Annotated in this window: 24 protein-coding genes; 12 read left to right on the top strand and 12 right to left on the bottom strand. The window is 55.2% G+C overall.

Annotation, left to right across the window (positions count from 1 at the left end; genetic code table 11):
- The first annotated feature begins 10 nt into the window (after window positions 1-10).
- On the top strand, window positions 11-1,183 hold the full coding sequence (locus V6575_RS14510) for a Gfo/Idh/MocA family protein (protein WP_340275312.1): 1,173 nt from the start codon (window positions 11-13) through the stop codon (window positions 1,181-1,183).
- Window positions 1,184-1,258: 75 nt separating this feature from the next.
- Here the strand turns inward: V6575_RS14510 and V6575_RS14505 are convergent, their stop codons facing one another.
- The 8 genes from V6575_RS14505 to V6575_RS14470 form a co-directional block, all read right to left on the bottom strand.
- Complete coding sequence (locus V6575_RS14505; RefSeq protein WP_340275311.1) at window positions 1,259-1,672, bottom strand: Fur family transcriptional regulator; 414 nt, start codon at window positions 1,670-1,672, stop codon at window positions 1,259-1,261.
- Entirely contained in the window at window positions 1,669-2,493 is an 825-nt protein-coding gene (locus tag V6575_RS14500; RefSeq protein ID WP_340275310.1) for a metal ABC transporter permease, read from the bottom strand. The genes V6575_RS14505 and V6575_RS14500 overlap by 4 nt, the downstream gene beginning before the upstream one ends.
- The gene (locus V6575_RS14495) at window positions 2,486-3,355 is read right to left on the bottom strand and encodes an ATP-binding cassette domain-containing protein (RefSeq protein WP_340275461.1); all 870 of its coding nucleotides are present in this window, start codon (window positions 3,353-3,355) and stop codon (window positions 2,486-2,488) included. The genes V6575_RS14500 and V6575_RS14495 overlap by 8 nt, the downstream gene beginning before the upstream one ends.
- Window positions 3,356-3,521: 166 nt before the next feature.
- The gene (cysN, locus tag V6575_RS14490; protein WP_340275309.1) at window positions 3,522-5,462 is read right to left on the bottom strand and encodes a sulfate adenylyltransferase subunit CysN; all 1,941 of its coding nucleotides are present in this window, start codon (window positions 5,460-5,462) and stop codon (window positions 3,522-3,524) included.
- Complete coding sequence (gene cysD, locus V6575_RS14485) at window positions 5,462-6,391, bottom strand: sulfate adenylyltransferase subunit CysD (RefSeq protein ID WP_340275308.1); 930 nt, start codon at window positions 6,389-6,391, stop codon at window positions 5,462-5,464. The genes cysN and cysD overlap by 1 nt, the downstream gene beginning before the upstream one ends.
- Before the next feature lie 111 nt (window positions 6,392-6,502).
- Complete coding sequence (gene cysQ, locus V6575_RS14480; protein WP_340275307.1) at window positions 6,503-7,381, bottom strand: 3'(2'),5'-bisphosphate nucleotidase CysQ; 879 nt, start codon at window positions 7,379-7,381, stop codon at window positions 6,503-6,505.
- 704 nt (window positions 7,382-8,085) lie between these two features.
- Window positions 8,086-8,739 (bottom strand): hypothetical protein, encoded by a 654-nt coding sequence (locus V6575_RS14475; protein ID WP_340275306.1) that lies wholly within the window; start codon window positions 8,737-8,739, stop codon window positions 8,086-8,088.
- Between the two features lie 244 nt (window positions 8,740-8,983).
- Window positions 8,984-9,352 carry a winged helix-turn-helix transcriptional regulator gene (locus V6575_RS14470; RefSeq protein WP_340275305.1) on the bottom strand — a complete coding sequence of 123 codons (369 nt, stop codon included), beginning with the start codon at window positions 9,350-9,352 and terminating at the stop codon, window positions 8,984-8,986.
- Window positions 9,353-9,448: 96 nt separating this feature from the next.
- Here V6575_RS14470 and V6575_RS14465 point away from each other — a divergent pair, with 96 nt between their 5' ends.
- The 3 genes from V6575_RS14465 to V6575_RS14455 all read left to right on the top strand — a co-directional run bounded on the left by V6575_RS14465 (window position 9,449) and on the right by V6575_RS14455 (window position 12,269).
- Window positions 9,449-10,285, top strand: coding sequence for a nuclear transport factor 2 family protein (locus V6575_RS14465; protein WP_340275304.1), 837 nt, complete (start codon window positions 9,449-9,451; stop codon window positions 10,283-10,285).
- 357 nt (window positions 10,286-10,642) lie between these two features.
- Entirely contained in the window at window positions 10,643-11,158 is a 516-nt protein-coding gene (locus tag V6575_RS14460; protein WP_340275303.1) for a hypothetical protein, read from the top strand.
- Window positions 11,159-11,423: 265 nt separating this feature from the next.
- A complete protein-coding gene (locus tag V6575_RS14455; RefSeq protein WP_340275302.1) occupies window positions 11,424-12,269 on the top strand; it encodes an SEL1-like repeat protein in 846 nt (281 codons plus the stop codon).
- Window positions 12,270-12,626: 357 nt separating this feature from the next.
- Here the strand turns inward: V6575_RS14455 and V6575_RS14450 are convergent, their stop codons facing one another.
- The 4 genes from V6575_RS14450 to V6575_RS14435 are packed head-to-tail and all read right to left on the bottom strand — an operon-like array spanning window position 12,627 to window position 17,385.
- Complete coding sequence (locus V6575_RS14450) at window positions 12,627-14,093, bottom strand: FGGY-family carbohydrate kinase (RefSeq protein WP_340275300.1); 1,467 nt, start codon at window positions 14,091-14,093, stop codon at window positions 12,627-12,629.
- A 6-nt stretch (window positions 14,094-14,099) separates the two neighbouring features.
- Entirely contained in the window at window positions 14,100-15,059 is a 960-nt protein-coding gene (locus V6575_RS14445; RefSeq protein ID WP_340275299.1) for a transketolase family protein, read from the bottom strand.
- Window positions 15,059-15,904 (bottom strand): transketolase, encoded by an 846-nt coding sequence (locus V6575_RS14440; RefSeq protein WP_340275298.1) that lies wholly within the window; start codon window positions 15,902-15,904, stop codon window positions 15,059-15,061. The genes V6575_RS14445 and V6575_RS14440 overlap by 1 nt, the downstream gene beginning before the upstream one ends.
- An 11-nt stretch (window positions 15,905-15,915) precedes the next feature.
- Window positions 15,916-17,385, bottom strand: coding sequence for an L-fucose/L-arabinose isomerase family protein (locus V6575_RS14435; protein WP_340275297.1), 1,470 nt, complete (start codon window positions 17,383-17,385; stop codon window positions 15,916-15,918).
- Between the two features lie 336 nt (window positions 17,386-17,721).
- On the opposite strand from V6575_RS14435, the gene V6575_RS14430 reads away from it, so the two are divergent.
- From V6575_RS14430 to V6575_RS14395, 8 genes are all read left to right on the top strand, one after another.
- Window positions 17,722-18,663 carry a D-ribose ABC transporter substrate-binding protein gene (locus V6575_RS14430; RefSeq protein ID WP_340275296.1) on the top strand — a complete coding sequence of 314 codons (942 nt, stop codon included), beginning with the start codon at window positions 17,722-17,724 and terminating at the stop codon, window positions 18,661-18,663.
- Window positions 18,664-18,757: 94 nt separating this feature from the next.
- Entirely contained in the window at window positions 18,758-19,405 is a 648-nt protein-coding gene (locus tag V6575_RS14425) for a DUF2291 family protein (protein ID WP_340275294.1), read from the top strand.
- Window positions 19,402-20,934 (top strand): sugar ABC transporter ATP-binding protein, encoded by a 1,533-nt coding sequence (locus tag V6575_RS14420; RefSeq protein ID WP_340275292.1) that lies wholly within the window; start codon window positions 19,402-19,404, stop codon window positions 20,932-20,934. Before V6575_RS14425 ends, V6575_RS14420 begins: the two co-directional genes overlap by 4 nt.
- On the top strand, window positions 20,931-21,992 hold the full coding sequence (locus V6575_RS14415; RefSeq protein ID WP_340275291.1) for an ABC transporter permease: 1,062 nt from the start codon (window positions 20,931-20,933) through the stop codon (window positions 21,990-21,992). The genes V6575_RS14420 and V6575_RS14415 overlap by 4 nt, the downstream gene beginning before the upstream one ends.
- A gap of 112 nt (window positions 21,993-22,104) precedes the next feature.
- The gene (locus V6575_RS14410) at window positions 22,105-22,959 is read left to right on the top strand and encodes a DeoR/GlpR family DNA-binding transcription regulator (protein WP_340275289.1); all 855 of its coding nucleotides are present in this window, start codon (window positions 22,105-22,107) and stop codon (window positions 22,957-22,959) included.
- A 325-nt stretch (window positions 22,960-23,284) separates the two neighbouring features.
- A complete protein-coding gene (locus V6575_RS14405) occupies window positions 23,285-24,334 on the top strand; it encodes a C4-dicarboxylate TRAP transporter substrate-binding protein (RefSeq protein WP_340275287.1) in 1,050 nt (349 codons plus the stop codon).
- A gap of 132 nt (window positions 24,335-24,466) precedes the next feature.
- The gene (locus tag V6575_RS14400; RefSeq protein ID WP_340275284.1) at window positions 24,467-24,991 is read left to right on the top strand and encodes a TRAP transporter small permease; all 525 of its coding nucleotides are present in this window, start codon (window positions 24,467-24,469) and stop codon (window positions 24,989-24,991) included.
- Window positions 24,991-26,331 (top strand): TRAP transporter large permease, encoded by a 1,341-nt coding sequence (locus V6575_RS14395; RefSeq protein WP_340275282.1) that lies wholly within the window; start codon window positions 24,991-24,993, stop codon window positions 26,329-26,331. The genes V6575_RS14400 and V6575_RS14395 overlap by 1 nt, the downstream gene beginning before the upstream one ends.
- Window positions 26,332-26,343: the final 12 nt, after the last annotated feature.

The raw sequence follows: 26,343 nt of genomic DNA, 5'->3' as shown, positions 1-26,343 counted from the left end.
AGAAACTCACATGACAATCGAAACTGTAAACAGCCCCAAACCATTGGCAACGATCCGCCTCGGCATGGTCGGTGGCGGGCAAGGCGCCTTTATCGGGGCTGTTCACCGCATTGCGGCCAGGATTGACGGTGATTACCAGCTGGTTGCAGGCGCGTTGTCCTCTGATCCAGAGCGTGCGAAAGCCTCTGGCGCTGAATTGGGCCTGGCGCCAGAGCGGTGTTATGCCAACTATGAGGAGATGGCAAAGGCGGAAGCTGCGCGGCCTGACGGCATCGAGGCCGTTGCAATCGTGACGCCGAACCACATGCACTATCCGATTGCCAAGGCCTTTCTTGAAGCCGGCATTCACATCATCTGCGACAAGCCAATGACCTCGACACTGGCGGATGCGGAAGTCATGGCGAAGCTTGCCAAGGCCTCAAACAAGCTCTTTGTCCTGACGCATAATTACTCCGGCTATCCAATGATCCGCCAGGCCCGGGAAATGGTTACATCAGGCGAACTTGGCAGGATCCGGCTTGTTCAGATGGAATACGTTCAGGACTGGCTGACTGAAGACCTGGAATCATCAGGTCAAAAGCAGGCTTCCTGGCGCACGGACCCTGCTAAATCTGGAGCCGGCGGCTGCATTGGCGACATTGGAACCCATGCTTTTCAGCTTGGCAGTTTCGTCTCCGGCCTGGAGACACAGACCATCCTGGCAGATCTTACCAGCTTTGTACCCGGCAGGCGCGTTGATGACAATGTCAGCGTTCTTCTTCGGTTTTCCGGCGGCGCAAAAGGCATGCTCTGGGCCAGCCAGGTTGCCCCCGGAAACGAGAACGGCCTTTCCCTAAGGGTCTTTGGCGACAAGGGCGGGCTGGAATGGCATCAGGAACAACCAAACCACCTCTGGTTCACACCATTCGGCCAACCAAAGCGTCTGCTCACGCGCGGTGGCGCTGGCACCACGCCTGCCAGCGAACGGGTAACGCGTGTGCCAGCAGGCCACCCGGAAGGCTATCTGGAAGGCTTTGCCACGATTTACCACGAGGCCGCAGAGGCAATTCGCGCAAACCGCGACGGTCAGCTTGCCCCTAAAGGCGTTCTCTATCCGGGGATCTGCGACGGAATTTCCGGCATGCGCTTCATCGATGCCTGTATCCGCTCATCCAAGGACGGCGGCGTCTGGACCATGCTTTAAGGGGGACCGACTGAAAGCAGAGTTTACATGAAAGGATGTCTTGTAACCTCTGCCCCCATTTGTGATTATGCAATCTCAGTTAACTGAGCATCTGGAGCAGTGACCACGAAGTTCAACGGTGGTCTTGGCCAGTTTAAAGCCTTCGGTCTTGGCCCAACCCTTTAAGAGAGACATAGCCTCATCAGGCGCGAATTCCTTTACGAGGCCGCAATCTTCGCAGATGGCGAAGGCGGCTGTATCGTGCGCGGTGCATCCCGGATGCCGACAGGCAACGAAAGCATTCAGGCTTTCCAGCCGGTGCACCATGCCAAAATCAACCAGCTTGTCCAGCGCACGATAGACCTGAAGCGGCGCGCGAAATCCATCGTCACGCAAATGGTCTAGGATTGCATAGGCCGTCAAAGGTCCTTCAGAGCCTGTCAGAGCGCCGAACACGAGCGCCTGGTTCTTTGTGAGGGTCGGTTGGTCATTCTCGTGATGATGGCTCACGGCGCTTCTCCCCTATTAGGTCTGGTTCTGCTACGCTTGAGGCGAGGTGGTATCTGACTGATTACGAAAAGCCCCAGCGCTGCAACAACAATCGACGGGCCGGACGGCGTATCCCATTCCAGTGATCCGAATAGTCCAGCCACTACAGCAATGGCTCCAATCAAAGCCGCCAAAATCGCCATTTGTTCGGGTCCACTCGACAGACGGCGAGCCGTGGCTGCCGGCATGATCAAAAGAGCCGTGATCAACAACACGCCGACGATTTTCATGGCAATGGCAATCACGCCAGCCATTAGCAACATAAACACCAGATTGACCTTTTCAGGAGCCATGCCCTCTGCAGCTGCCAGATCCGGGTTAACCGTTGCGGCAAACAAGGGACGCCAGATCCAGAACAAAACGCCGAGCACAACAGCACCGCCAATGTACACCACCGCGATGTCTGGTTTGGACACGGCCAGAATATCGCCAAACAACAGTCCCAGCAGATCCATCCGTACCCAGGTCATGAAGGCAAGACAGACCAGTCCTACAGCCAGAGCGGAATGAGACAACAGACCCAGCAAGGCGTCAGATGACAAGGTCTCGCGCTTGCGCAAATAGATAAGCATCAAGGACAGAGCTGTAGACACCACGAACACAGAAAGCGTCGTGTTAATTTCAAGCAGCAGCGAGAGAGCGACACCCAGAAGAGCCGCATGGGACAGTGTATCGCCGAAATAGGCCATCCGGCGCCAGACAATGAAACACCCAAGTGGCCCGGCGATCAACGACACGCCAACACCTGCAACCAAGGCCCGGACGAAAAAATCATCAAGCATCAGCTCGCTCCCTGTCCGCATCATTTTGTGTGATCACGGTATCTAGGTGTTGATGCGGTTCCTCAGCTCCATGTTTCGCAGAACAATGCTCGCCCGCGCAATCATCAGAGACCGAGCCATCTGCATGACGCACACGACCATCGGGCAAATGCACATGGTCATGATTATGTTCATAAACGGCCAGAGCAGCATCCCCCCTGTGGCCAAACAGCTTTTGAAACACGGGACTTTGCGACACGGCCTTCGGCGTCCCTCGGCAACACACATGGCCATTCAGGCAGACCACTTGATCCGTTGCCGCCATCACCACATGTAAATCATGAGAAATCATCAGGATGCCACAGCCGATGTCTTCACCCAGTCCGGAAATCAGATCATAGATGGCAATTTCACCTGCATAATCCACTCCTTGCACCGGCTCATCCAGAACCAAAAGGTCCGGCTTGCGGGCAATGGCGCGCGCGAGCTGAACCCGCTGCATTTCCCCGCCAGAAAGATGGCGGACTTCTGCGTGGAGCAAATGCTGAACACCGGTTTTTTCCAGCGCTGCATCAATCTCGCCTGCGCTCAAGCGTGCGGTCAGACTCATGAAACGGGCAACGCTGAGAGGCAACGTCCAGTCAATCAGGAGTTTCTGGGGCACATAGCCCACACGAAGTCCGCTTCGACGGGAAGACTTTCCTTCGCTGGGCTCCAAAATGCCCAAGGCAAGCTTGGCGGTCGTCGATTTTCCAGAACCGTTCGGGCCAATCAGGGTAACGATTTCACCGCGCATGACCGATAGATCAACGCCGCGTACCAACCACTGCCCACCACGCTTAACACCTGCCTGTTGCAGCTGAAACAGCGGGGATTTCTGCATATCCGATGACACCAAGACATTCTCCTGACCGAGCTTCGGCCATTCACGTTATAATATAACGATATAAGCGCCCAATGCTGTCTTGGCAATATCTTCAGCTTAGAACCCTGGATCAAAACTCACAGAGATTTCTGATCCAGGGTCCATACGCAGTTCTCACAAGCCGTTAGATACCGCCGCCGCCGGAAACGAATGATGGCGAGAGCAGATAGTTGTTTTCACGCAAGTATCTAACAATTTCTTCAGCAACGTCCTCAGGATCCCTGCCGACGTTCTGAATGCGGATCTCAGGAGTCTCGGGAGCCTCATACGGGCTTGAGATGCCGGTGAAGTGCTTGATCTCACCGGCCTCGGCCTTGGCATAGAGCCCCTTGGGATCGCGCTTCTTGCAATCTTCAAGCGGCGTATCTACGAAGATCTCGATGAATTCGCCGTCGGCCACCATTTCCCGCGCAAGCTGACGCTCTGCCTGGAACGGCGAGATGAAGGAACACAACACGATCAAACCGGCATCGGTCATCAGGCTTGCAACTTCTCCGACCCTGCGGATGTTTTCCACCCGGTCTGCATCGGAGAAGCCAAGATCCCTGTTGAGGCCGTGGCGCACGTTGTCGCCATCAAGCGTGTAAGTGTGGCGACCTTCCAGATGCAGTTTCTTTTCAACAATCGATGCAATGGTCGATTTTCCGGAGCCGGAAAGCCCTGTGAACCAGAGAATTGCAGGTTTCTGACCAAGGCTTTCGGACCTTGTGTGTTTGTCGACATCCAGCGCCTGCCAATGAATATTGGTTGCCCGGCGCAGCGCAAACCACACCATGCCGGCACCAACAGTCGCGTTAGTGACACGGTCAATCAGGATGAAAGACCCCGTGGTCCGGTTCGCCTCATAGGGGTCAAAGGCGACCGGGGCCGACAGCGACAAATTGCAGAAGGCGATTTCATTCAGCTCCAGCTGCTTACCTGCCACATGCTCAAACGAGTTGACGTTGATCTTGTGCTTGATTTCCGTCACCGTCGCGGTCACGGTCTTCGTACCAATCTTCATCAGATAAGACCGGCCCGGCAGCAAGGCATCCTCCGCCATCCAGATGAGATGAGCGGCCATCTGATCGGCTACATCGGGTCGTGAGCCAGAAGCTGCCAAGAGATCCCCGCGGGAGATGTCAATTTCATCGTCCAGTGTGATCGTTACGGCTTCGCCTGCACGGGCTGCAGAAGCATCCCCTGCCGGTGTCAGGATATCCGCAACCCTGGAGGTTTTCCCGGAGGCTGAGACAACCAGCTCATCACCGACCTTCACAGAACCGGCTGCAATCGTTCCTGAATACCCGCGAAAATCCAGATTCGGCCGGTTGACCCACTGGACTGGAAACCGGAATGGCTGAGTCAATTCATGCTCACCGATCTGGACGGTTTCCAGATGCTGCAATAAACTTGGCCCCTGGTACCAGCCCATATTGTCACTGTGCCCTGTGACATTGTCGCCATAGCGCGCAGACATTGGGATCGCCTGCTGGGTTTCAAAGTCAAACCCTGCCGCAAAGGCCTCAAATTCATCGCGGATCTCTTCAAAGCGGCCTTGCGAAAAATCAACCAGATCAATCTTGTTCACCGCCAGAACAACATGGCGGATGCCAAGCAGCGAGGCAATGAAGGCATGTCGGCGGGTCTGCACCATCAGCCCATGGCGTGCATCGACCAGCAAGACGGCCAGATCCGCCGTTGAGGCTCCGGTCGCCATGTTGCGAGTGTATTGCTCGTGGCCCGGCGTATCGGCAACAATGAATTTGCGCTTGTCAGTGGCAAAGAAGCGGTAGGCGACATCAATGGTGATGCCCTGTTCGCGCTCGGCCTCTAGACCATCCACCAGCAACGCCAGATCAATGTCCTCACCGACCGTGCCGTGCTTGCGGCTGTCCTTTTCCAGCACAGCCAGCTGATCTTCAAAAATCAACTTGGTGTCATAGAGCAGGCGGCCGATCAGTGTGGACTTGCCGTCATCCACAGAGCCACAGGTCAGAAACCGGAGCTGATCCTTTTCTTCCTGAGCCAGAATGTAATTTGTGACCGCCTCTTCGGCAGCCAAGGGGCTTTGAAGCTCAGACATTAGAAATACCCCTCGCGCTTTTTCTTTTCCATGGAGGCGTTGTCGTCGTTGTCAATCAGACGACCGGACCGCTCAGACGTCCTTGCAATCAGCATCTCCTTGACGATGGCCTCCAGCGTGTCTGCATCGGATTCAATCGCCCCTGTCAGCGGGTAGCAGCCGAGGGTGCGGAACCGGACCAGCTTTTCTTCAACAACCTCATCAGCTGCCAACGGAAAACGTTCGTCATCAACCATGATCAGCATGCCGTCGCGCCGTACCACCGGGCGCTTGGCTGCCATATAGAGCGGCACCATGGGAATATCTTCGGTCAAAATGTACTGCCAGATGTCCAGCTCGGTCCAGTTGGACAGAGGAAAAGCACGGATGCTTTCACCTTTGGCGACACGAGCGTTGTAGAGGCTCCAGAGTTCCGGACGCTGGTTCTTGGGATCCCAGCCATGGCTGGAATTGCGGAAGGAAAACACCCGTTCCTTGGCCCGGGATTTTTCTTCGTCCCGCCGCGCGCCGCCAAAGGCTGCATCAAAGCCATGTTTGTCGAGTGCCTGTTTCAGCGCCTCTGTCTTCATGATGTGCGTGTGCACCGAGGAGCCATGGTCAAACGGGTTGATGCCCTGTGCCAAGCCGTCCGGGTTGGAGTGAACGAGCAGATCCAGCCCGAGCCGCTTCACTGTGTCATCACGAAACTTGATCATCTCGCGGAACTTCCAGGTCGTGTCGACGTGGAGCAGCGGAAACGGCGGCTTGGACGGATAAAATGCCTTCATCGCAAGATGAAGCATCACGGAGGAATCCTTGCCTATCGAATAGAGCATCACCGGATTGCGAAACTCTGCCGCAACCTCGCGGATGATGTGAATGCTTTCCGCCTCGAGCTTCTTCAAATTGCTCAGGCGATCGGCCGTCAGGCCCGTAGCCGTCGTATCCATCTGGATCAACCTTTTAAGTGTCAGGGCCAGCAGCACCAAATGCTCAGCTGCCTTCGCAAATTTTAGTGTGGCAAACCACGCTGACGTTGCAGCGCTGGTTCTAAAACAATGTCAGACCGCTTTCGCCAACAGACCAGCTGCGCCGAGAAGGTCGCGATTGCTCAGGGCGACAAAGAACGGGCTCAGCAAGTCCGCTTTCTGCGCCTGGGGTGGCACCTGGTATGTGACTGGAGAATGATCTTCGAGCCTGAGGACTTCGCCGCCAGCAGCCCGCAGAACCGCGTCACCGGCTGCGATGTCCCACTGCATGGTTGGACCAAGACGCGGATAAAGATCCGCTTTGCCTTCGGCTACGACACAAAACTTCAAAGATGAGCCGACAGACACGGTTTCGGCCACTTGAAACTGCTCGATAAAGGCAGATGTCGCTTTGGACAGATGAGACCGGCTGGCCAGAACCGATAGCCCTTCAAAGGGAGACTGCCGGACTGAGATCCTCGAAATGGTCTCTATGCCACCGTTCTGAACTTTAGCTTTGAAAGCCCCGCTTTCTGAGGTGCCCTCTCCGCTCAAATCCGCAGGCAGCGTACCACCCCAATAGATGTCGCCCAGCACAGGCGCATAGACCACGCCGAAGACCGGAACGCCCTGATCAACCAAAGCGATATTGACTGTGAATTCTCCATTCTGGCTGACGAACTCCTTGGTTCCGTCCAGCGGATCCACCAGAAAATACCGCTCAGCGACTTCTGGCAGATGTCCCGCTTCAACCGCTTCCTCGGCAACAACCGGCACAGACTGAAACGACTCTTTCAGACCTGCCAAGATGACAGCTTCAGCTGCCTGATCCGCAATCGTTACAGGCGAACCATCGGCTTTGACAGCCGCTGTGAAGTCTCCCTGATAGATCGTCATAATCTCGCGACCTGCCTCCAGGGCCAGAAAAAGAAGAGCGCTGATTTCAGGCGATGGTGCGTTGAGCGCGGGCACGGCGGGGTCCTGTGTTCCGTTAAGATGTTGGCGAACCATACATCCAATCTTCAAGCTTCGAAACAAACGGCGTTTTGTTCCTTGACCCAACACAGGTTTTTTAAACTCAATAATGCCGACAAGCTAAAATGAAGGCGGCGGATGAGACGCGGGGCGAAACACTAAACAGAGACCTGTTCCAACTCCAAAATATTGCCTTCGCAATCTCGTATATAGACAATATAAAAGGGCGCATCGGTTGTTCCAAAGTTGGTGATTTCGCCAAGCTTTGCGCCTCCTGCTTCAAGAATCTTTGTTATGGTAGATTGGATATCGGCGACTTCAAAAGACAGGTGTCGAAGCCCGAGTTCATCAACTTTCGGGTCTGAACGGTCTTCACTGCTTTTGTACTCAAGCAGCTCAAGAAAGGGCTTTTCCTGCCCAGGAAACGTCAACAGATTGAGTAGATCACACTGTTGGGCAGTCCGTTCCCGCGCGACACTGCCTCGCCTGATAGGACTCTTGACGGTCGACGTTCCTCACATCCAAAAACAGCCCTATAAAAGTACGATAGCCTATCGGCATCGCGCGCCGTTAAACTGATATGGGCAAGTTTCATAGTCGATCCTCCCCGAAGCCTGTGATGAGGATTGATTTGAGCCGCCACCTTGCCCAAATGAGCAACCCGACGAGGCCGGGTCGCCCTATCGTCCCTGACCTCAAGTCTAGATCCTGCAGATCTCTATCTTGATCTTATCGAGCTTGGCCAGCAATTCATTTGCCTTAGGAACGCGCATCTTGTCACGAAGGCCCTGTGTTTTCTGTTTCACTTTCTGATCGAATTTGATGGCCTGTTCCGCGAAACCCTTGGCTTTGGTTTTTTCGCCCAATAGGAGGCAAACCTTCGCATTTGCCAAACTTTCCTTGGCGCTGGGCGCGTATTTGACTTCATCGGCCAAGACCGAGCCGTCAACGGATTCATAAACGTAATCTCTATAACCACTTGACGCAAAAAATTCAGGAACAATCTTTTCATTGTATTGGTCCCTGACGTGATTTTGCGCATTTTTTAAAAGCGCTGCAAATTGGTCAGAGTTGACAGCGCTTAGGATGGCGTCATTCCCTTCCTTGCCATCAGCTTCTGCCGCAGTTTTTCGTGTCTCATATAAACGCTGAGCCGCCGCAGAATGCTTTTCCATATACTTAAGCTTCACCTTCGGTGACGGTGCGAAAAATTTATGATAAATTTGTTGCTGCTTCTCCTTATTGATGTTCGTGAATACGAAGGCCCACTCGTTGACGAGTCCTTTTCTTTTCATGAATTTTGATAAGTGTAACATCATCATTTTTTCTTTGACTAAAATATTCAAGTCAGTCATTCGCGTTTCCCTTCCATCTGTTACGTGTCGCCAGTAAGTCGTCCGCAACTTGGAAAAGGTTCACTATCAATATATTTTTATTTGCTGATTACACGAATACGCCTGATGCAGGCAGGAGCGTGCAAACTCATTTTCAGGGTGCAATTGGCTCTTGCCTTAACGAGCGTATTCAAGGACCTGACCTGATCCAGCCTCATACTTTAGCAGCACGGTGACAAAGACTAGATCAGGTTCGCCTCCATCCTCACATCTGATCGTAATCTAGGCGCGCTTTTTGCACTGCGCTGAAGTTTTCTGCTGCCCAGAGCACCATCGGCTTCAGGGTTTCCAACATGGAACGGCCCATGGGGGTCAAGCCGTAGGAAACGGCGACTGGAGGTCCGGGGGTGACCGTGCGGGTGACATAGCCGTCGCGCTCCAGCATGCGAAGGTTTTCGGTCAAGACCCGCTGGCTGATGTCGCCCAGCAGACGTTTGATTGCTGAAAACCGCAGATCTCCGTCCTCCAAAGCCAGGATCAGCAGGGATTGCCACTTGCCGTTCACGGTGCCGAGCACAGAGCGCACAGGGCAATGTTCAGCGTCTTCTCGAGTGATCGCGGTTACCGGCAGCATACTTGGTTCCTTTAAGGTGCGTAATTGACACTAAGTGCGAAAATGATACCAACTCCGATATCGTAACTCAACTGACCTGTCATAAAGGACCTGACCATGCGCCTGACCACTTTGACCCTCGCTGCCGCTACGTTGCTCAGCGTTGCATCCGCTCATGCGGCCGATTCCAACAAGGACATTGCCAAAGCTGCCCTCAATGCAATCTTCGTCGATCATGATGCGCAAGCTGCAACCAATCTTCTTGCGGAAGACTACATCCAGCATAACCCTTATGTTCCAACCGGCGCTGCCCCAATCATCGGCTTCATTCCGAAACTAAAGAAAAGCGGCATGACGCCGACGATCCACCGCGTCATCGCTGAGGATGATCTGGTCGTGCTCCATATCACCTATGATAATGCGCAACCAGCAGGGGCTGACACTCTGGTCGCTTTCGATGTGTTCCGGATTGAAGAAGGCAAGGTCGCCGAGCATTGGGACAATCTCGAGCCCAAGACCGCGCCCAATCCATCTGGCCACAGCCAGACCGACGGCGCGACGGAGATTACCGATCTCGACAAGACAGCCGCCAACAAGGCTTTGGTTGTTGATTTTCTGGAAACTGTGCTGAAGAACGGCGATGCGTCCAACGTCACTGATTTCATCTCGGCCGAAACCTATATTCAGCACAACAGCAACATCGGCGACGGCCTTGACGGCCTGGGTGCCGCACTGAAAGCCATGGCCGAACAGGGCATCACGGTAAAATATGACAAGATCCATCTCGTCGTCGCTGAAGGCAATTTCGTCTTTGCCGCCTCAGAAGGACACCTCGGCGGCAAGCCAACCGCGTTCTTTGACCTCTTCCGGGTCGAAGAAGGCCGGATCGTTGAACATTGGGACACAGTCTCGGAAATCCCAGCCGAAATGGCCCACGCCAACGGTAAGTTCTGAGGTTTTAATTCTGGGATTCTGGTCCAAACAGGCCACTATTTTCCCTTAACTGACAGAGCCATACCTAGTGACAGCCGGGTATGGCTTTGTGCTTTGCGGCGCGACATCACCTCACTTCGGCACGCGAAGGGATAGGGACGGACAATTGAGTTTTGGAGTACACGAATGTCCGGAATGGGGCCGGGAACGGACTAGCAGCTTGTGGGAGCGAAGCGGATGAAGCAGACATTAGACTTTCGCGACTGCGGTGCCGCGCCCCCCCCCTGAGCCGACCTTCGTGTCATCTGCAGTGAACGCCTGCATGAATCCATATTTACCAAAGTGGTGCGACCAACGCGGACGTGGTATTCTACCGTCATGAATACCCTAGAGCTTCAACTTGACGATGTGACGCAGTTTTTCTGTGACGTGGGTCAACACGGATGGAGCGATCTGATCGTCGCCCATAAGGCAGACTTGCTGGTTTTTAGGGTGAGCCACGTTCTGACAGACTTCCCCGCAGAAGTCCTTAAGATTGCGCGGGCCATTATTGAAAACTCCCCTATCCGAGCCGCACTATGTGACGAGCCGGGCGGAGCAGTGATCGCAGTCGAACCTGATAAAAAACAACCGCATACATCGATATTGTCGATATATGAAATCCACGGAGAAATTGCTGGTTTTGACGAATCTGAAGAAGGCAAACTTGTGCTGTCCCTTCGGATAAGAAGACAAAGGCTTGTTGGGATGCTTTTGGCCGAACTCTGGAAAACGCATGTGAGTCTAAAGCACTCTTCATATCAAAATGACAGAAGCGAATTTCCCCATAAAGAACTGAAAGTAATCAACAATATCTGGAATGCAAGTGACTTGGGGCCGTCATTCCTCAAATAGGCAACGGCGGCTTCTTCCCGCAAAGCTGGCCTCCTTTAAAGATGCAGCGAACGATCGCCTCCCGCACAAACCAGTCCCCCCCGCAGACCTGCCCCGGATTTTGACATCGGGATTGCCGCTGATATTGTCGCGCCTGGCCCGGTCGGCATGCAAGTTTCTGATGAAGCCGATTATGCTGGCTATGTGGTTTTTGATATAGGCAGGCGGAAAAGGTCCATTCTGAGCAAACCAACACCGCAACAACAACCATGCACAGGATCTAGCTATGTCTGGACTATTTGAAGATGGCTGGGCCGCTTATGAAAGAGGCGATCACCCGGTGGCGCTGAAACATTTTCGGCTGGCTGCGGACCAGGGCGATGTGAGAGCGCAATACTACCTGGGCATCGCCTATGACAATGGTGAAGGGGTGCCGCAGGATCATGTCGAGGCCGTGAAATGGTATCGAAAGGCAGCTGAACAAAATAATGCCAGCGCGCAATACAATCTGGGCATCGCCTATGACAACGGTGACGGCGTGCCCCAGGACTATGTCGAGGCCGCGAAATGGTATCGAAAGGCGGCCGAACAGGGCCATGTCAGAGCGCAATTCAATATAGGCATTGCCTGTGGCTACGGTGAAGGTGTACCGCAGGATCATGCCGAGGCCGCAAAATGGTTTAGCAAGGCAGCTGAGCACAATGATGCCCGAGCGCAATACAATCTGGGCATCGCTTATGACAGCGGTGAAGGTGTGTCGCAGGATTTTGTCGAGGCCGCAAAATGGTTTCGCTGTGCGGCTGAACAGAATGACGCCAGAGCGCAATACAATCTGGCGCTTGCCTATGACAGCGGTGATGGAGTGCCAGAGGATTCCGCAGAGGCCGCAAAATGGTATCAAAGAGCGGCCGAACAGGGACTTGCCAGCGCGCAGACCAACCTTGGCACTGCCTATGCCACTGGCGAAGGCGTGGATCAGAGCTACGTGCTTGCCCACATGTGGTTCAGTTTGGCCGCGGCGCAAGGCAATGACAACAGCCTTGAAAACCTCGAGATTGTTGCCAGCAACATGACAGCTGAAGAAATTGCCACAGCGCAAAAATTGGCGAGCGAGTGGAAGCCCAACCAATAGGTCTTCAGTCCCTCAATCGCCAATTCCGCTCATCCGAGCCCTGAATACAGGTGCGGACCAATCCAGCCGCACCACCTCCCCCTACCCCGGCAACCCCAGCGGCCGCTCTCGTCGCCAGTGGTATAACACCTTGGCCAGCGCCGCCGACACAGGTCTCCGGCCTTATTGATGACAGCTCCGGGTCGAATAAATCTTCTGCCAAAAACCAAATCAGCAGCTGCATCGCTTTACAACAAGCCAATATAATCCATCGCGACAACGAAGCCTTCTGCTGATCCACCTGCCAGCCAAACACCATTGACCTGAAGAGGACTGGCGTGGGCACGGTCAAGCTGTGAAGATTGCGTTGATCCCGCTTCAAGGCAATGCTTCAGCCCAGCCTTGGAGAAGAGTTGTGCGCTGAGGTACGGATAGGGTTTTCGGATTAAAGCTCTGCGCCTGATCCTTGCCGTCCAGCAGATCGATGCCCAGAGACCGGAAGGCCATGGCGGCTGCGCCGATTGCGCCGACTTCGGCCTGGCTTGCGCGGGTTACGGATCTGTCCAGAACATCGGCCTGCAGCTGCATCAGGAAGTCATTGGCCGATGCGCCGCCATCGGCGAGCAGGCCTTTGAGCCTGGCCCCCATATCATTTTCCATGGCGATGAAGACATCTGCAATCTGCAGTGCAATGGCCTCGAGTGTGGCGCGGGCAATATGCGCTGGCTGGGTCGCGAGTGTCATACCGGAAATTGTACCGGTGGCGCTGTCATTCCAATGGGGCGCGCCAAGGCCCGCCAGCGCTGGTACGAACACCACGCCGCCAGACTCCGGCACACTCTGCGCCAGCTCGGACAAGGCCGGAGCATCCGCCAGCCCCAGCAATGTCGCCACAAAGGAGGCTGCCTGAGCAGAAACAGTGATGTTACCTTCCAACGCATAGGCCGTGCCGTCCCGGTCAGTCCACGCAATGGTGCTCGACAATCCGTGGCGCGATGGCGTGCGCTCTGCGGTTAGGGTCATCAGGGATGAGCCGGTGCCGTAGGTCGCCTTGACCAGACCGGGTTGGCGAACACCATGACCATAGAGCGCGGCATGGCTGTCACCCATCATGGCCAGAATAGGCGTGCCATCGGCAAGCGCCGTGCTGCTGTTCGCTGTGTGGCCGAACAGACTGTCTGAGGGTTTGGGCTTAGGCAGGACAGAGAGCGGCACATTAAAGACCTCTCCCAATGCGCTGTCCCAATTGAGCGTTCCGGTGTTGAACAGCTGCGTGCGCGAGGCATTGGAATGATCGGTGGCGAATTCCCGGCCCGCGGTCAATTTGTAAAGCAGCCAGCTGTCGACGGTTCCGGCGCGCAATCTGCCAGCGTCCGCCAGCGCTTTGGCCTCAGGAACATTCTGCAAAATCCAGGCGAGCTTTGAGGCTGGAAAAAGCGCATTGATCGAAAGCCCTGTGACCTCGACGACGGCAGCATCTGCGCCGCCTGCGCGCAGCTCATCACATGCTTTCGTCGTCCGTCTGCATTGCCATAGAATCGCCGGCGTGATGGATTTGCCAGTTTCGTCATCCCAGACCACCAGCGTCTCGCGCTGATTGGCGATGGCGATGCCCATCACCTCCACATCATTTGCCGCCACGATCTCACAGATGACAGCCTGAACACTGACCCAGATGTGCTCGGCAGACTGCTCCGCCCAACCGGGCTTGGGATAGCTGGATTTCAGCGGTGCGGAGGCTTTGGCGAGCATATTCCCCGCGCTGTCGATCAGAACGGCTTTTGTGTTCGTCGTGCCCTGATCTATGGCGATGACATGAGCTTGGCTTGCGTCCCTCTCAGTCATGACGCCTCACGTCCGCTTGCGGGCAAGAACACGGCGGGCAGCAGCGGCAACCCCGGTCTCGGACAGGTCGAAATGATCGAACAGCCACTCAACCGAGCCCGTTGGCACAAAGCCCGGAAAGCCGAGCATTTCCATCGGAACCGGGCTATTCCTTACCGTGAGTTCTGCCACTGCGCCGCCAAGCCCGCCGCGCACATGCGCTTCCTCGACTGTGACGATTGCACCCGTGTTTGCCGCCTCAAGAACGGCGGTCTCATCCAGCGGGTTGATTGACGACATGTTGAGCACCCGTGCTGAGATCCCCTCACCTGCCAGCGCATCGGACGCTGCCTGCGCCAAATGCACCGTGGTGCCACAGGCGATGATACTGACATCACTGCCCTGACGGATCAACTCGGCTTTGCCCGGCTGGAACACGCGGTTCGCGACAGATAACTCCGGCACAGGCATGCGGCTGACACGAATGAACACCGGACCTTCATGACCGGCGGCCCATTTGACTGCTTCCGCAGTCTCCCAAGGATCAGACGGCACAATCAGGGTCAGGTTGTTCAAGACCCGGAGCCAAGCAAAATCCTCAATGGAATGATGGGTTGGCCCCAGTTCTCCATAAGCCACGCCGGACGATTGGCCGATCAGCTTTACGTTGAAATTTGAATAGGCCACATCCGCCTTGATCTGTTCCAGGGCACGGCCTGTCAGGAAACAGGAGGCGGCAGACACAAACGGGATATGACCGGCATTGGCCAGTCCGGCACCAACGCCCACCATGGTCTGTTCTGCAATGCCAACATTAACCAGCCGGTCCGGGAAAGCCTTCTGGAATCCGCCGAGCTTCGAGGACCCAATGGAATCATTCACAACGGCAGTGATCCGGCTGTCCTCGGCTGCAAGCGCTTCCAGGGTTTTCGCAAAAGCATTGCGGCAATCAAACAGATCAGCTGTGTTTGGGGCGGCCTGGGCCATCAGACAAGCTCCTTCATGGCAGTGTCAAATTGTTCGGCATTTGGCACGCCATGATGCCAGGAGGCCTGGTTCTCCATGAAGGAAACGCCTTTGCCCTTGACCGTGTTGGCGATTACGCAAAGCGGCTTGCCCCGGCCTTTGCAAGGGGCGGACAGTGCAGTGAACAGGGCCTCATGGTCGTGGCCATCGACAATCTCGACATGCCAGCCGAATGCCCGAAACTTGCCGTCCAGCGGATCAAGACTGTTAGTCTCTTCCGTGCCCGCGCCTTGTTGCAGGCGATTGCGATCCACGATCAGGGTCATGTTTTCCAACTTGCGATGGCCAGCAGTCATCGCAGCTTCCCAGTTGGACCCTTCCTGCAGCTCGCCATCGCCTGTCAAAACATAGGTGCGATGGTTTGCGCCCGTAATCTGCCCTGCAATTGCAATTCCCAATGCAACAGGCACACCATGGCCGAGCGGCCCGGTGTTGGTTTCAACGCCCGGGACATAGTTGCGGTTTGGATGGCCATTCAGCTTGGACTGAGGCTGCATATAAGTGTCCAGCCAACTCTCCTCGAAATAACCCGCCGCGCAGAGCGCTGTATACAGCGCGCCAGTGGCATGGCCCTTCGACATGATGAAGCGATCCCGGCCTGGCAGCTCAGGCTGTTTCGGATCATAATGCAACACACCGAAATACAGCGTCGCAATTGCATCAATGGCAGAAAAATCACCGCCCGGATGCCCCAGCTGCGCATCATAAACCATCTTGAAGGCGCGCCGCCGCATCCATAAGGCACGATCCCGGATCACCGGCACGGGATCATTGGGGTGGGCGATAACATTAGAAGAGTGAGCCATCAGCGGGCCTTTCATGAGAAGCGTTGAGGCTGAAACAAACTTGGTTCTGTTGGCATGTTGTGGCCGTAGATCGGCCAGCCGAGATAACGGGTGACGGCCTCATTGACCACATCTGCATGATGACCACGCACCATCGCCACATGATGTTCAAAACCGTTTTGGGTGACGAAGCGCATCAGCTCGCGCAAACGCTCGACCTTGGTCACGGCAATGCCGCCATCCATCGGGAACGGGTCATCCGTGAACTCGCCTTCGCCCAGGTAACATTTGAGCGTTCCTGCCCGATCATCAGAGGACAGGCGGAAATAGGTCATTGGGCCGGCCTTGACCTTGCCCTTGACCGCACCGAAGCATTTTGACCGCCCGATGGTTTCACCCAGAACGTCCAACTCGCCAATTTCAGGTGTGTCACCAATGAAGCTCTTGGGGAAATTGCCGCAGTGGGTGCAGACACATTTGTCTGCTTCCCGGCCGTAATTGTTGTTCCAGTCGAGGATTGCCGGCGGTGCTTCAGATGCCAGCGCAAGCGCGTACATGGAGATCGCGCCCATAATGTCCACCTCGCAGGCGGACGGCATCAGTTCCTCGCCCATCATCGACATGGTGACACAAGTGGCGCAGCCGAAATTGTCCTGCAGGGAGCGCCAGCACTGGATCGCGCTTGCGTCACACTCATTTTCTTCAATCCAGCGGTTGACCGCGAGCGTCCATTTCGCCTGGGTGGTGATCTGCTCCAGCGTAATGTGGTCGGGGATCGTTCCATAGGACCGAATGCGATCCATCTTTTCCAAGAGGGCCGGATCCCCGTCCTTGATTGCCCCAGCCGCGCCCATCATTTCCGACAAATCCATGGTAACCACGGTGATACCGGTCGCCTGAAGCAGTTTTTCCGAATAGCGCATGGTCTGGAACGCGCCGGTGCGTGCACCAATCGCGCCAAGCCGAGCATTCGAGAGGCCGCGCACGGTCCGGCAAACACGTGAAAAGCGCTCAAGATCCTGACCAAACTCTTCACTGTCCGTATCGCAGGTGTGGTTGGTCGTCTCAGTAAATGGCACGCCGTATTGCCAGAAGTTGTTGGTGACAGACAGTTTGCCGCAGAATGCATCACGGCGTTCACTGACAGACACCTTGTCAACCTCGTCGTTGCTGGCCTGCACCATGATCGGCACTTTCAGCTTGGACCGGCTCACCAGCTCAGCAACAGCGATTTCATCGCCGAAATTCGGCAAGCAGATCACCAAACCGTCGATCTTGCCCGCATGTGTCTTGAAGTGATCGGCATAGAGCTTTGCGTCATCTATGGATTGGACCGCGCCATTGATCGTTGCCTCATAGGGCAAGATGACCGGTTCTACACCCAACCGCTCAAGATGGGCCAAAACGTCTTTGCGTGATTGCTGACAGGGCGCACCGTTAAAAAACGCCCGGCTGCCAATCACCACCCCCAACGCGACTTTCCGCCGAATACTGAGCGCCATCCCGATCTCCTCCCTGTATCAAACGCAGAATGACTCGCGTCGCCATCTCTTATCGTTTGTTTTCGTTTGTTTTCGTATATCTACTTTTTCATCACGAAGCAATGTCACAATTCAAACTGACACATGAACATTAGCCTGCGCCAAGCACACATGGCACCCAGAAGCGACTAGCCAACGTTGCTATTCAGTCATTTGCAAAATTCAGTATGGATCAAAGCGTGATATTTTTCACATGCACATAATACGAAAACAATTGACAACAACCAAAAGTAATTGACACTATGAACCACCGAAACTGCGTTCAAAACGAACCAGTCCGGTTTGGGAGGAAACAAAATGAACCTGAAACGCCGCCTTTTGGTTGCGACGATGGCACTTGGATTCGTTGCCAGTGCCCCCGTTTTCGCAAATGCCGCCGATCTCATCGCGATCATCACCCCTGGACATGACAACCCGTTCTTCAAGGCCGAGGCTGATGGCGCCGCAGCTCGTGCCAAGGAACTGGGCTATGAGACACTGGTGCTCGTCCATGACGATGATGCCAACAAACAATCTCAATTGTTCGACAGTGCGATTGCAGCCGGTGCCAAAGCCATCATCCTGGACAACGCGGGCGCCAATGCATCTGTTGCAGCTGTCCAAAAAGCCAAAGACGTTGAAATTCCATCGTTCCTGATTGATCGCGAAATCACCAAGAGCGGTGTTGCGGTCAGCCAAATCGTTTCGAACAACTATCAGGGCGCACAATTGGGCGCTGAAGAGTTCGTTAGATTGATGGGCGAAACCGGCGAATACGCTGAACTCGTCGGCAAGGAATCCGACACCAATGCAGGCATCCGCTCTTCCGGCTACCATGATGTGATTGATCAATACCCTGATCTGAAAATGGTTGCACAGCAGTCTGCAAACTGGTCCCAGACTGAAGCCTATGCCATCATGGAAACCATGCTGCAGGCGAACCCGGGCATCAAGGGTGTGATCTCCGGCAATGACACAATGGCAATGGGCGCATGGGCAGCTCTTGAAGCGGCTGGTCGCACCGACGTTATTGTGGTGGGCTTTGATGGCTCCAACGACGTTCGCGATTCCATTATGAAGGGCGGCATCAAGGCGACCGTCTTGCAGCCAGCCTATGCTCAGGCACAGATGGCCGTTGATCAGGCAGACAAGTACCTGAAGACAGGCTCCACCGGCCTTGATGAAAAGCAGCTGATGGATTGTGTTCTCGTCAACGCCGACAACGCTCCTAAGCTGGAAACATTCGCGCTTTCCAACTGATTTTAAGGCGCGCTATCCCTGGCGAATGAACCCGCTGGCGATCTGGCTCGCCGCATTCGGTGTGCGGCGAGCCTTTTGATTTCAAGGCCCAAAGATGCTCAAACCTTTTTTTCTACCAGTGTGTCTGGTTGCAGCCCTGTGCCTGCTTCCGGCATGTAAAATCGTCAAGACAGACCAGGCCTCCTCCGATGAAACTCCGGCGGGTCCCGAAGGGGATGAAACCCGTGTGTCTCTGATCGTCGAGGACAGCTTTGCAAGCAATGTCATCCCGAACATAAAATCCACAGCGACAGATATCAGCACATTGCAGAAAGCCGTTGCCAAGGGACTTGATGCAGCTGGTGATGCCTATGGCGTACGACCAAGCGGAGCAGGCAGTTCCTGGAACTTCGCAGTCACCGGCAAAGGCAAGATCGTTGCGCATAACCTGACTTCGAGGGCCGCAACGCTGGACCTGGACACGAACAGTGATGGCCAGGGCGACATAATTCTTCAACTCGGCCCCGTCGTCAAAGGCTCTGCCCTCAGAGATGTGTCTCCGACTTACGTCTTTACGAATTTCCGCGACCAAATCGAATTTGCGAAACTGGGGCGCGCACTGAACACTGCAGCTCTTGCAGGCATTACGCCCCCTGCGGGCGATCCAAGCGGCAAGACTGTTACGTTTGTGGGCGCGACATCCCTGCGCTCTGCGTCTGATCCAATCCGCGTTCTGCCCATAGAGCTTGAGGTTGCACAGTGAGCGAGCAGCACCCTATTGGCCTGACGTTACGCAACGCCACCAAGGTATATCCGGGCACCGTTGCGCTCAACAAGGTCGACTTCGACCTTCGAATGGGCGTGGTCAATGTGCTGGTGGGAGAAAATGGCGCTGGCAAATCCACGATGATGAAAGTCATCTCCGGAGTTGAGCAGCTGACCGAAGGCGAGATCACTCTGGATGGGCAACCTGTCCAATTCAACACCACCGCTGATGCTGTTCGAAATGGCGTCGGGATCGTGTTTCAGGAACTCAACCTGTTTCCGAACATGAGCGTGGCCGAAAACATCTTCATCGCCCGCGAGAAAACCCGCGGTGGTGTGGATATCGATGCGGCCTCGCAGATTTCGGAAACGCGCGCCCTGATGCAACGCCTTGAACAGGACATTGCACCGGAAACACTGGTCGGCGAGCTGCGCATCGGACAACAGCAGATTGTCGAAATCGCAAAAAGCCTGGCTCAAGATGCCCGTATCCTGATCCTCGATGAGCCAACCTCGGCCTTATCTGCGACGGAAGTCGAGGTTTTGTTTCGGGTGATTGGTGATCTGACGGCCTCGGGCGTGGGTATTGTCTATATTTCCCATCGGCTTGAAGAGCTGATCCGCATTGGTGACTACATCACGGTTTTACGCGACGGGGTCATCACAGGTTCACGCCCGATGGAGGGCGTCGACATGGACTGGATCGTGCGCAATATGATCGGGGCCGCCTCAAAGGATTTTCCGAGGGGTGAGGCAATAGAATTCGGGCCGGAAGTCTTTCGGGCCGAGCATGTCTCCCTGCCCCGCGCTGGCGGCGGTATGGCTGTGGACGATGTGTCGTTCTCTCTGAAATCCGGCGAGATATTGGGCATCTACGGCCTGATGGGCGCTGGACGCTCCGAGCTGCTTGAATGCGTGATGGCGCAGCACCCTAATCATGCGGGCAAGTTCTTTATCAGCGGCGAGCCCCTGATTGCCAAGGATGTATCCGGGCGGATCCATCAGGGTGTCGCCCTGATCCCTGAGAACCGAAAGATTGATGGGCTGATTGAAATCATGGCGATCCGGGAGAACATTACCCTTTCGTCTCTGGCCGACTTCAAACGGTTCTTCGATCTGGATCTGAAGGCCGAAGCGCGCACCGCGCTGGACTACATCAAACGGCTAACGATCAAGGTCGCCTCCCCTGAAAATCCGGTCTCTAGCCTGTCCGGTGGAAACCAGCAGAAAGTTGTGATCGGCAAGGCGCTGATGACCCGGCCCAAGGTGCTGTTGATGGATGAACCCTCACGCGGCATCGACATTGGCGCAAAGGCTGAGGTGTTCAGGGTCATGCGCGATCTCGCCGCTCAGGGGTTGGGCATTGTCTTTGTCACCTCTGACCTCGATGAGGTCATGGCGCTGTCCGACAGAATTCTCGTAATTGCGAATGGCCGTGTGGTTGACACGTTTGAGGCCAAATCCACAGATCCGGCGCAGGTTGTTGCCGCCGCAAACAGAAAAAAAGTCAAGGAAACGGCAGCATGAGTTCTGCGTCCCACAGCAAATCCACCGACTCCATGACCATGGCGCTCTTGACCATCCTGCGGATGCGGACTTTTGTCGCCTTGATCCTTGTGTTCTGTTTCTTCGCGATTGCAGCTCCAAACTTCCTGTCGGCGGCCAATGTGCTGATCATGTCCAAACATGTGGCGCTAAACGCCTTTTTGGCCATCGGCATGACTTTTGTGATCATTACCGGAGGCATTGATCTGTCGGTCGGCTCGATTGTCGGGCTCTGTGCAATGGTCGCAGGCTGGCTGGTGCTTTACGGCATTGATCCGGGCTTTGGTTGGTCAATCCAGTTCAACACCATCGAAATATGCCTGATTGTCATGGCGGTGGGGATTGCGGTTGGAGTGATAAACGGATTGCTGATCACCCGGCTCAGCGTCGCGCCATTCATCGCGACCCTTGGCACGCTTTATGTGGCTCGGGGTGCAGCTTTGCTGCTGTCCAATGGTGGCACCTTTCCCAATTTGACAGGCAACGCCGAGTACGGCTCCGACAGCTTCAGAGTGCTAGGTGCAGGTGAAGTCATAGGCATTCCTGTTTCGATCTGGTTGATGGTTGTGGTCGCCTTGATCTCGGCCTATGTGGCACGGCGCACGCCACTTGGTCGGCACATATATGCAGTGGGCGGAAATGAACGCGGTGCGGCCCTGTCCGGTGTCAAGGTGAACCGGGTCAAAATGGCGGTCTACATGTTCTCCGGCTTTTGCGCGGCGCTGGTTGGTTTGATCATTGCCTCTCAACTGCAGGCAGCCCACCCCGCAACGGGCGAGACTTTTGAGCTCAATGCCATTGCTGCGGCAGTTCTGGGCGGCACCTCCATGTCAGGTGGGCGCGGCCGGATCATCGGTACGGTTATCGGGGCCTTCGTGATCGGGATTTTGTCGGATGGGCTGGTGATGATGGGTGTGTCCTCATTCTGGCAGACAGTCATCAAGGGCGTCGTGATCATTGCCGCTGTGGTCATCGATCAGGCACAGCAGAAACTGCAGGCGAAGATGGTCATGCAACAGCAGGCTGCACAGCAGCGCTAGTGCCTCTTTCCGGCCCTGTTAAAAACCGCGCAGGTGCTGTACAGAAGCTTGAGAAAACAAGGTCATTCGCTCGCCTCGCCCGAGCGGATGGCACAGAAAAATGGATCTGCCCGTGTCGCCGAAATCAGTGTCGCCAAAATCCGGACCATCCAAATCACTACCGCTGAAATCAAGTGAACAGACCGACGGTGCTCTGACCGGACTTTTGTCCGCTCCTCGGCGCAAGAGGATCCTGGAGTGGCTGCAGGAAGAAGGCAGCGCGCGGGTGCGCGAATTGGCGACAGCTTTTCAAGTGTCCGAGGCAACCATTCGGCAAGACCTTGAGAAGATCGAAGGCGAAGGGCTCATCACGCGCGAGCATGGCGGCGCCTTCCTGAACACGGTTCCAGCGCAAGTCGGAACCATGACACTGCATCATGCTGAGAACATGGACCTCAAGTACCGCATTGGGGCCTTTGCCGCAAACCTGGTCTCTGACCGCGAAACCATCATTCTGGATGCAGGCACAACAACGACCGAAATCGCAACCCGTTTGGTAGCGCGCAAAAACCTGACCGTCATTACAAATGCTCTGAACATTGCGATGGTTCTGGGCGCAGTGCCCGGGTTTGCAGTCCATATGCCGGGCGGTCAATTCAAGGCCCCGACCCTGTCTCTTTCTGGTGACAAATCGGTCGAGTATTTCCGCAACATCTTTGCCGGGAAGCTGTTTCTGGCGACCGCCGGCGTAGCCGTTGACACCGGTCTGACCTATCCGAGCTTTGCGGATCTGCAGCTCAAGGAAGCCATGATCAAGGCGGCAAGCCACGTTTATCTGGTGGCAGATTCCACTAAGATCAACCGCTCGTCCTTCACCCGCCTCAGCTCTCTTGAAGTCGTACACTCCTTCATCACCGATGACGGCATCAGCGACAAGGACGCCCGTGAGTTTGAGCTGCGCGGAATCGAGATCCTGATCGCTCCTTAACAGCGCCCGTCTCCACCGATCAGTCCTACTCACGGCCCACTTCTGAATTCTGGCTTGAAATCCAAGCCTCTCCGATTTCCGTTTCTCCTATGAGTGACCGAATCCGCTTTGGCACGTTTGGACCGCGCTTCGACTGCCCTCCCGACAACAACACTCCCTCAAAAGATCCAACATCATTTATCATCGGTGATGAGCTGATAGGCACCTCCGCGTCATTTCCACTCGGTATTTTTCGGGGAAAGGGATTGCCAGGGACAGTCCCAAGCAGTACTATTTCAACATGCGGTTTCGAATTCCGCATAGTGGAATTCTGGGAGGAAGCCTAATGAAGTCACTATTCGCAGCTACAACAGCGGTCATCCTGAGCCTTTCGGCAACAGCTGCCATGGCCGAAACAACACTGATCCTTGGGGAAGCCGGTCCAAACAGGGGGGCGCGCGCAAAAGCGCTGCAGAGTTTTGTTGATGACGTGGAGGCCCGCTCGTCAGGCGATTTAAAAATTGACGTGCAATGGGGTGGAGCATTGTTCAAGGCAGGAGCGGCTGTTCAATCCATTGCTGACGGTGTGGCAGACATCGGGTCCGTGATTGCGGTCTATTTCCCGCAAGAAATGCTCGGCTACGGCATTGCCGATCTGCCTTTGCTCAACAACGATGCCTGGGTCGGCATGCGCGCCACCGATGAGTTGATGCGCACTGCCCCGTCCATTCAGGCTGACCTTGCAGACAAGAACCTTGTTTATGTCGGCACTTTCACCACGTCTCAGGTCAACATTGGCTGTAAAGACAAGGCAATCCGAAGCACCGATGACATCGCCGGACTGAAAGTTCGCGGCACAGGCGCTTACGGCAAAACCTTCGGCGACTATGGCGCCAACATGGTAAGCATGTCGATCTACAAGGCCTATCAAGGCCTGGACACAGGTTTGCTCGATTGCTCGCAAGGCTATTCCTATGCGGTTGCCGCTCTCAAGCAACAAGAAGTCATGACCAGCTATACCCTGCTCAACTGGGGACAGGTTGGCGGCGTTGGCTTGTTCATCAACAAGGACAGCTACGACAGCCTAGATGAAGCAGCAAAAACACAGCTCATGGAAGCTGGAGCTGCCATGTCTGACACTTTGGGCATGCTGATCACCGCAGACAATGAAGCAGCCATTGAGAAAATGCGCGCTGCTGGTGTTGAGATCATAGAGCTGCCTGATACTGAGCGAGACAAGCTGGTGACCGCAGGAGAGAAATACGTTCAGGACTGGTCCGACCGCGCCAATGCTGCCGGGTTAGACGGTACGGCCCTGCTCTCCCAGTATCAGGACCTCTTAAAGAAATACGACACCGAACGCACAGAAAAAGGCTACCCGTGGACGCGCGGATAACAAAGCCTATCTGAGACGACCGGATCTGCCCCCATCGGATCCGGCGTTTAGGAGGGCGAATGCCAACGCTTTCGCCCTCCTAAACACTTTCATATTGCCGTCCTGATTTTTGATGAGTTTCGCGGAGATCATATGATGCTGCACCGAGTGGAACGTCTTCTGCTTGATCTGGCCGTTTGCGCCATTTTCGGGCTTGGCCTCCTGATCACCCTTAGCGTTATGTCACGCGGGCTGTTTAATTCCGGCATTCCAGATACCGTTGTGCTGGTGCGGGAGCTGATGGTCGCAGCAATCCTGCTGCCTCTGGCCGCAGCGACTGCAAACCGGGCGCACATAGCCGTTGAATTCCTGGCCAACATGCTGCCCCCGCGCACGCAGGTCTGGATGATCGTCTTTGGCAGTCTGATTGGCCTTCTTGCCCTCATGCCCTTGCTCTATGCAGGCTGGCGCGAAGCAGCGAAGACCCTTTCAAACGGTTCGTTTTACTTTGGCGATCTGAATGTTCCCAAATGGCCGGGGCGGGTCTTGTTTCTCCTCGGCCTATCATTCTGCTGGGTTCGGCTTTTCATCATGTTCATTTCAGATTTAAAGGCAGCCATAGAAGGACGACTGGTTGACGGTGTCCACTTGCGCTCCAAGCAGATGGATAACCACTGATGGACGGAACAACCGTTGGCCTGTGCGCCTTTGGCGCCGTTCTGGGGCTTCTGGCCCTACGCGTTCCCATTGCCTTTGCGCTGGCAAGTGTCGCCGCTACCGGCGCATTCGTGATGTTCGCCTTCAGAACTGGAAGCTTCACGCCTGAACGGGCGATCAACCCGACGACGTCTCTGGTTTTTTCAAACTTCTACGACCTCGTTCATTCTTATGATTTGTCGATGATCCCCCTCTTCGTCGCGCTAGGGCATATCGCCTACCGTGCAGAAATAACGACCGCGATCTATCAGGCGGCCCGGGTCTGGTTGGTCAAGGTGCCGGGCGGTGTTGCCATGGCATCCGTGTTCGGCTGCGCCGGGTTTTCGGCCATCACCGGATCGTCCATTGCCTGCGCATCAACAATGGGCCGCATCTGCTCACCAGAAATGCTGCGGCTAGGCTATGACAAGCGGCTGGCAACGGCGAGCGTTGCCGCTGGCGGCACACTTGGCTCACTGATCCCGCCATCCGTTCTGTTCATTATCTATGGCATTTTTACCGAAACATCGATCAGCAAGCTGTTTCTGGCAGGCATTCTGCCGGGCATTCTGAGCCTTGTCGGTTTCCTGCTTGTGATTTACCTCTGGGTGCGAAGCGATCCGTCTGCGGCCCCTGCTTTTGACGGCAAGCTGGAGCGCGGAGATCGCAGGAGAGCCGCGCTTGCGGCATGGCCTGCGTGTATGATCTTCGTCATCATCGTGGGTGGCATTTACGGTGGTTTCTTCACCGCAACTGAAGCTGCTGCAATCTGTGTTGCTGTTGCAATCACAATCGGTTTTCTTCAGCGTAAACTCACCATTCAAGGGCTGATCCACAGCCTGCGTGAAACAGCTATTCAGACAGCCAGCATCTTCCTGATTGCCGCGTCCGCTAAAATTTTCGTCGCCTTCATCGCCCTCACAGGTGTTGCCAACGGCATTGGCGAGGCAGTTACGGCTGCCAATCTATCGCCCTTTGCCCTGATTGCGGCAATTGCGGTGATTTATCTTCTGCTCGGCATGTTCCTCGATCCTATCGGGATTATGGTTTTGACGCTGCCGCTAATGATCCCGCTGGTGGAATCCTATGGATTCGATCTTATCTGGTTTGGTGTTGTCATCATCAAACTGCTTGAAATCGGCCTGATTACACCACCGGTCGGCCTGAATGTCTTCGTGATAGGCAATGTCGTTGGCAAGTCGGTCAGAATTGACCAGATCTTCGCCGGGATCATGCGGTTTTTGAGTGTGGATGTGCTCGTGCTGCTGCTGATCATGGCCTTCCCGATCATTTCCACCCTCATCCCAAACACGATGCGATAGGGGAACATTTCT

The sequence above is a fragment of the Roseibium algae genome (assembly GCF_037783265.1).
Classification (GTDB): domain Bacteria; phylum Pseudomonadota; class Alphaproteobacteria; order Rhizobiales; family Stappiaceae; genus Roseibium; species Roseibium algae.
Note: the sequence above shows the minus strand (reverse complement) of the source record. Positions and strands in the feature narration are given on the sequence as shown.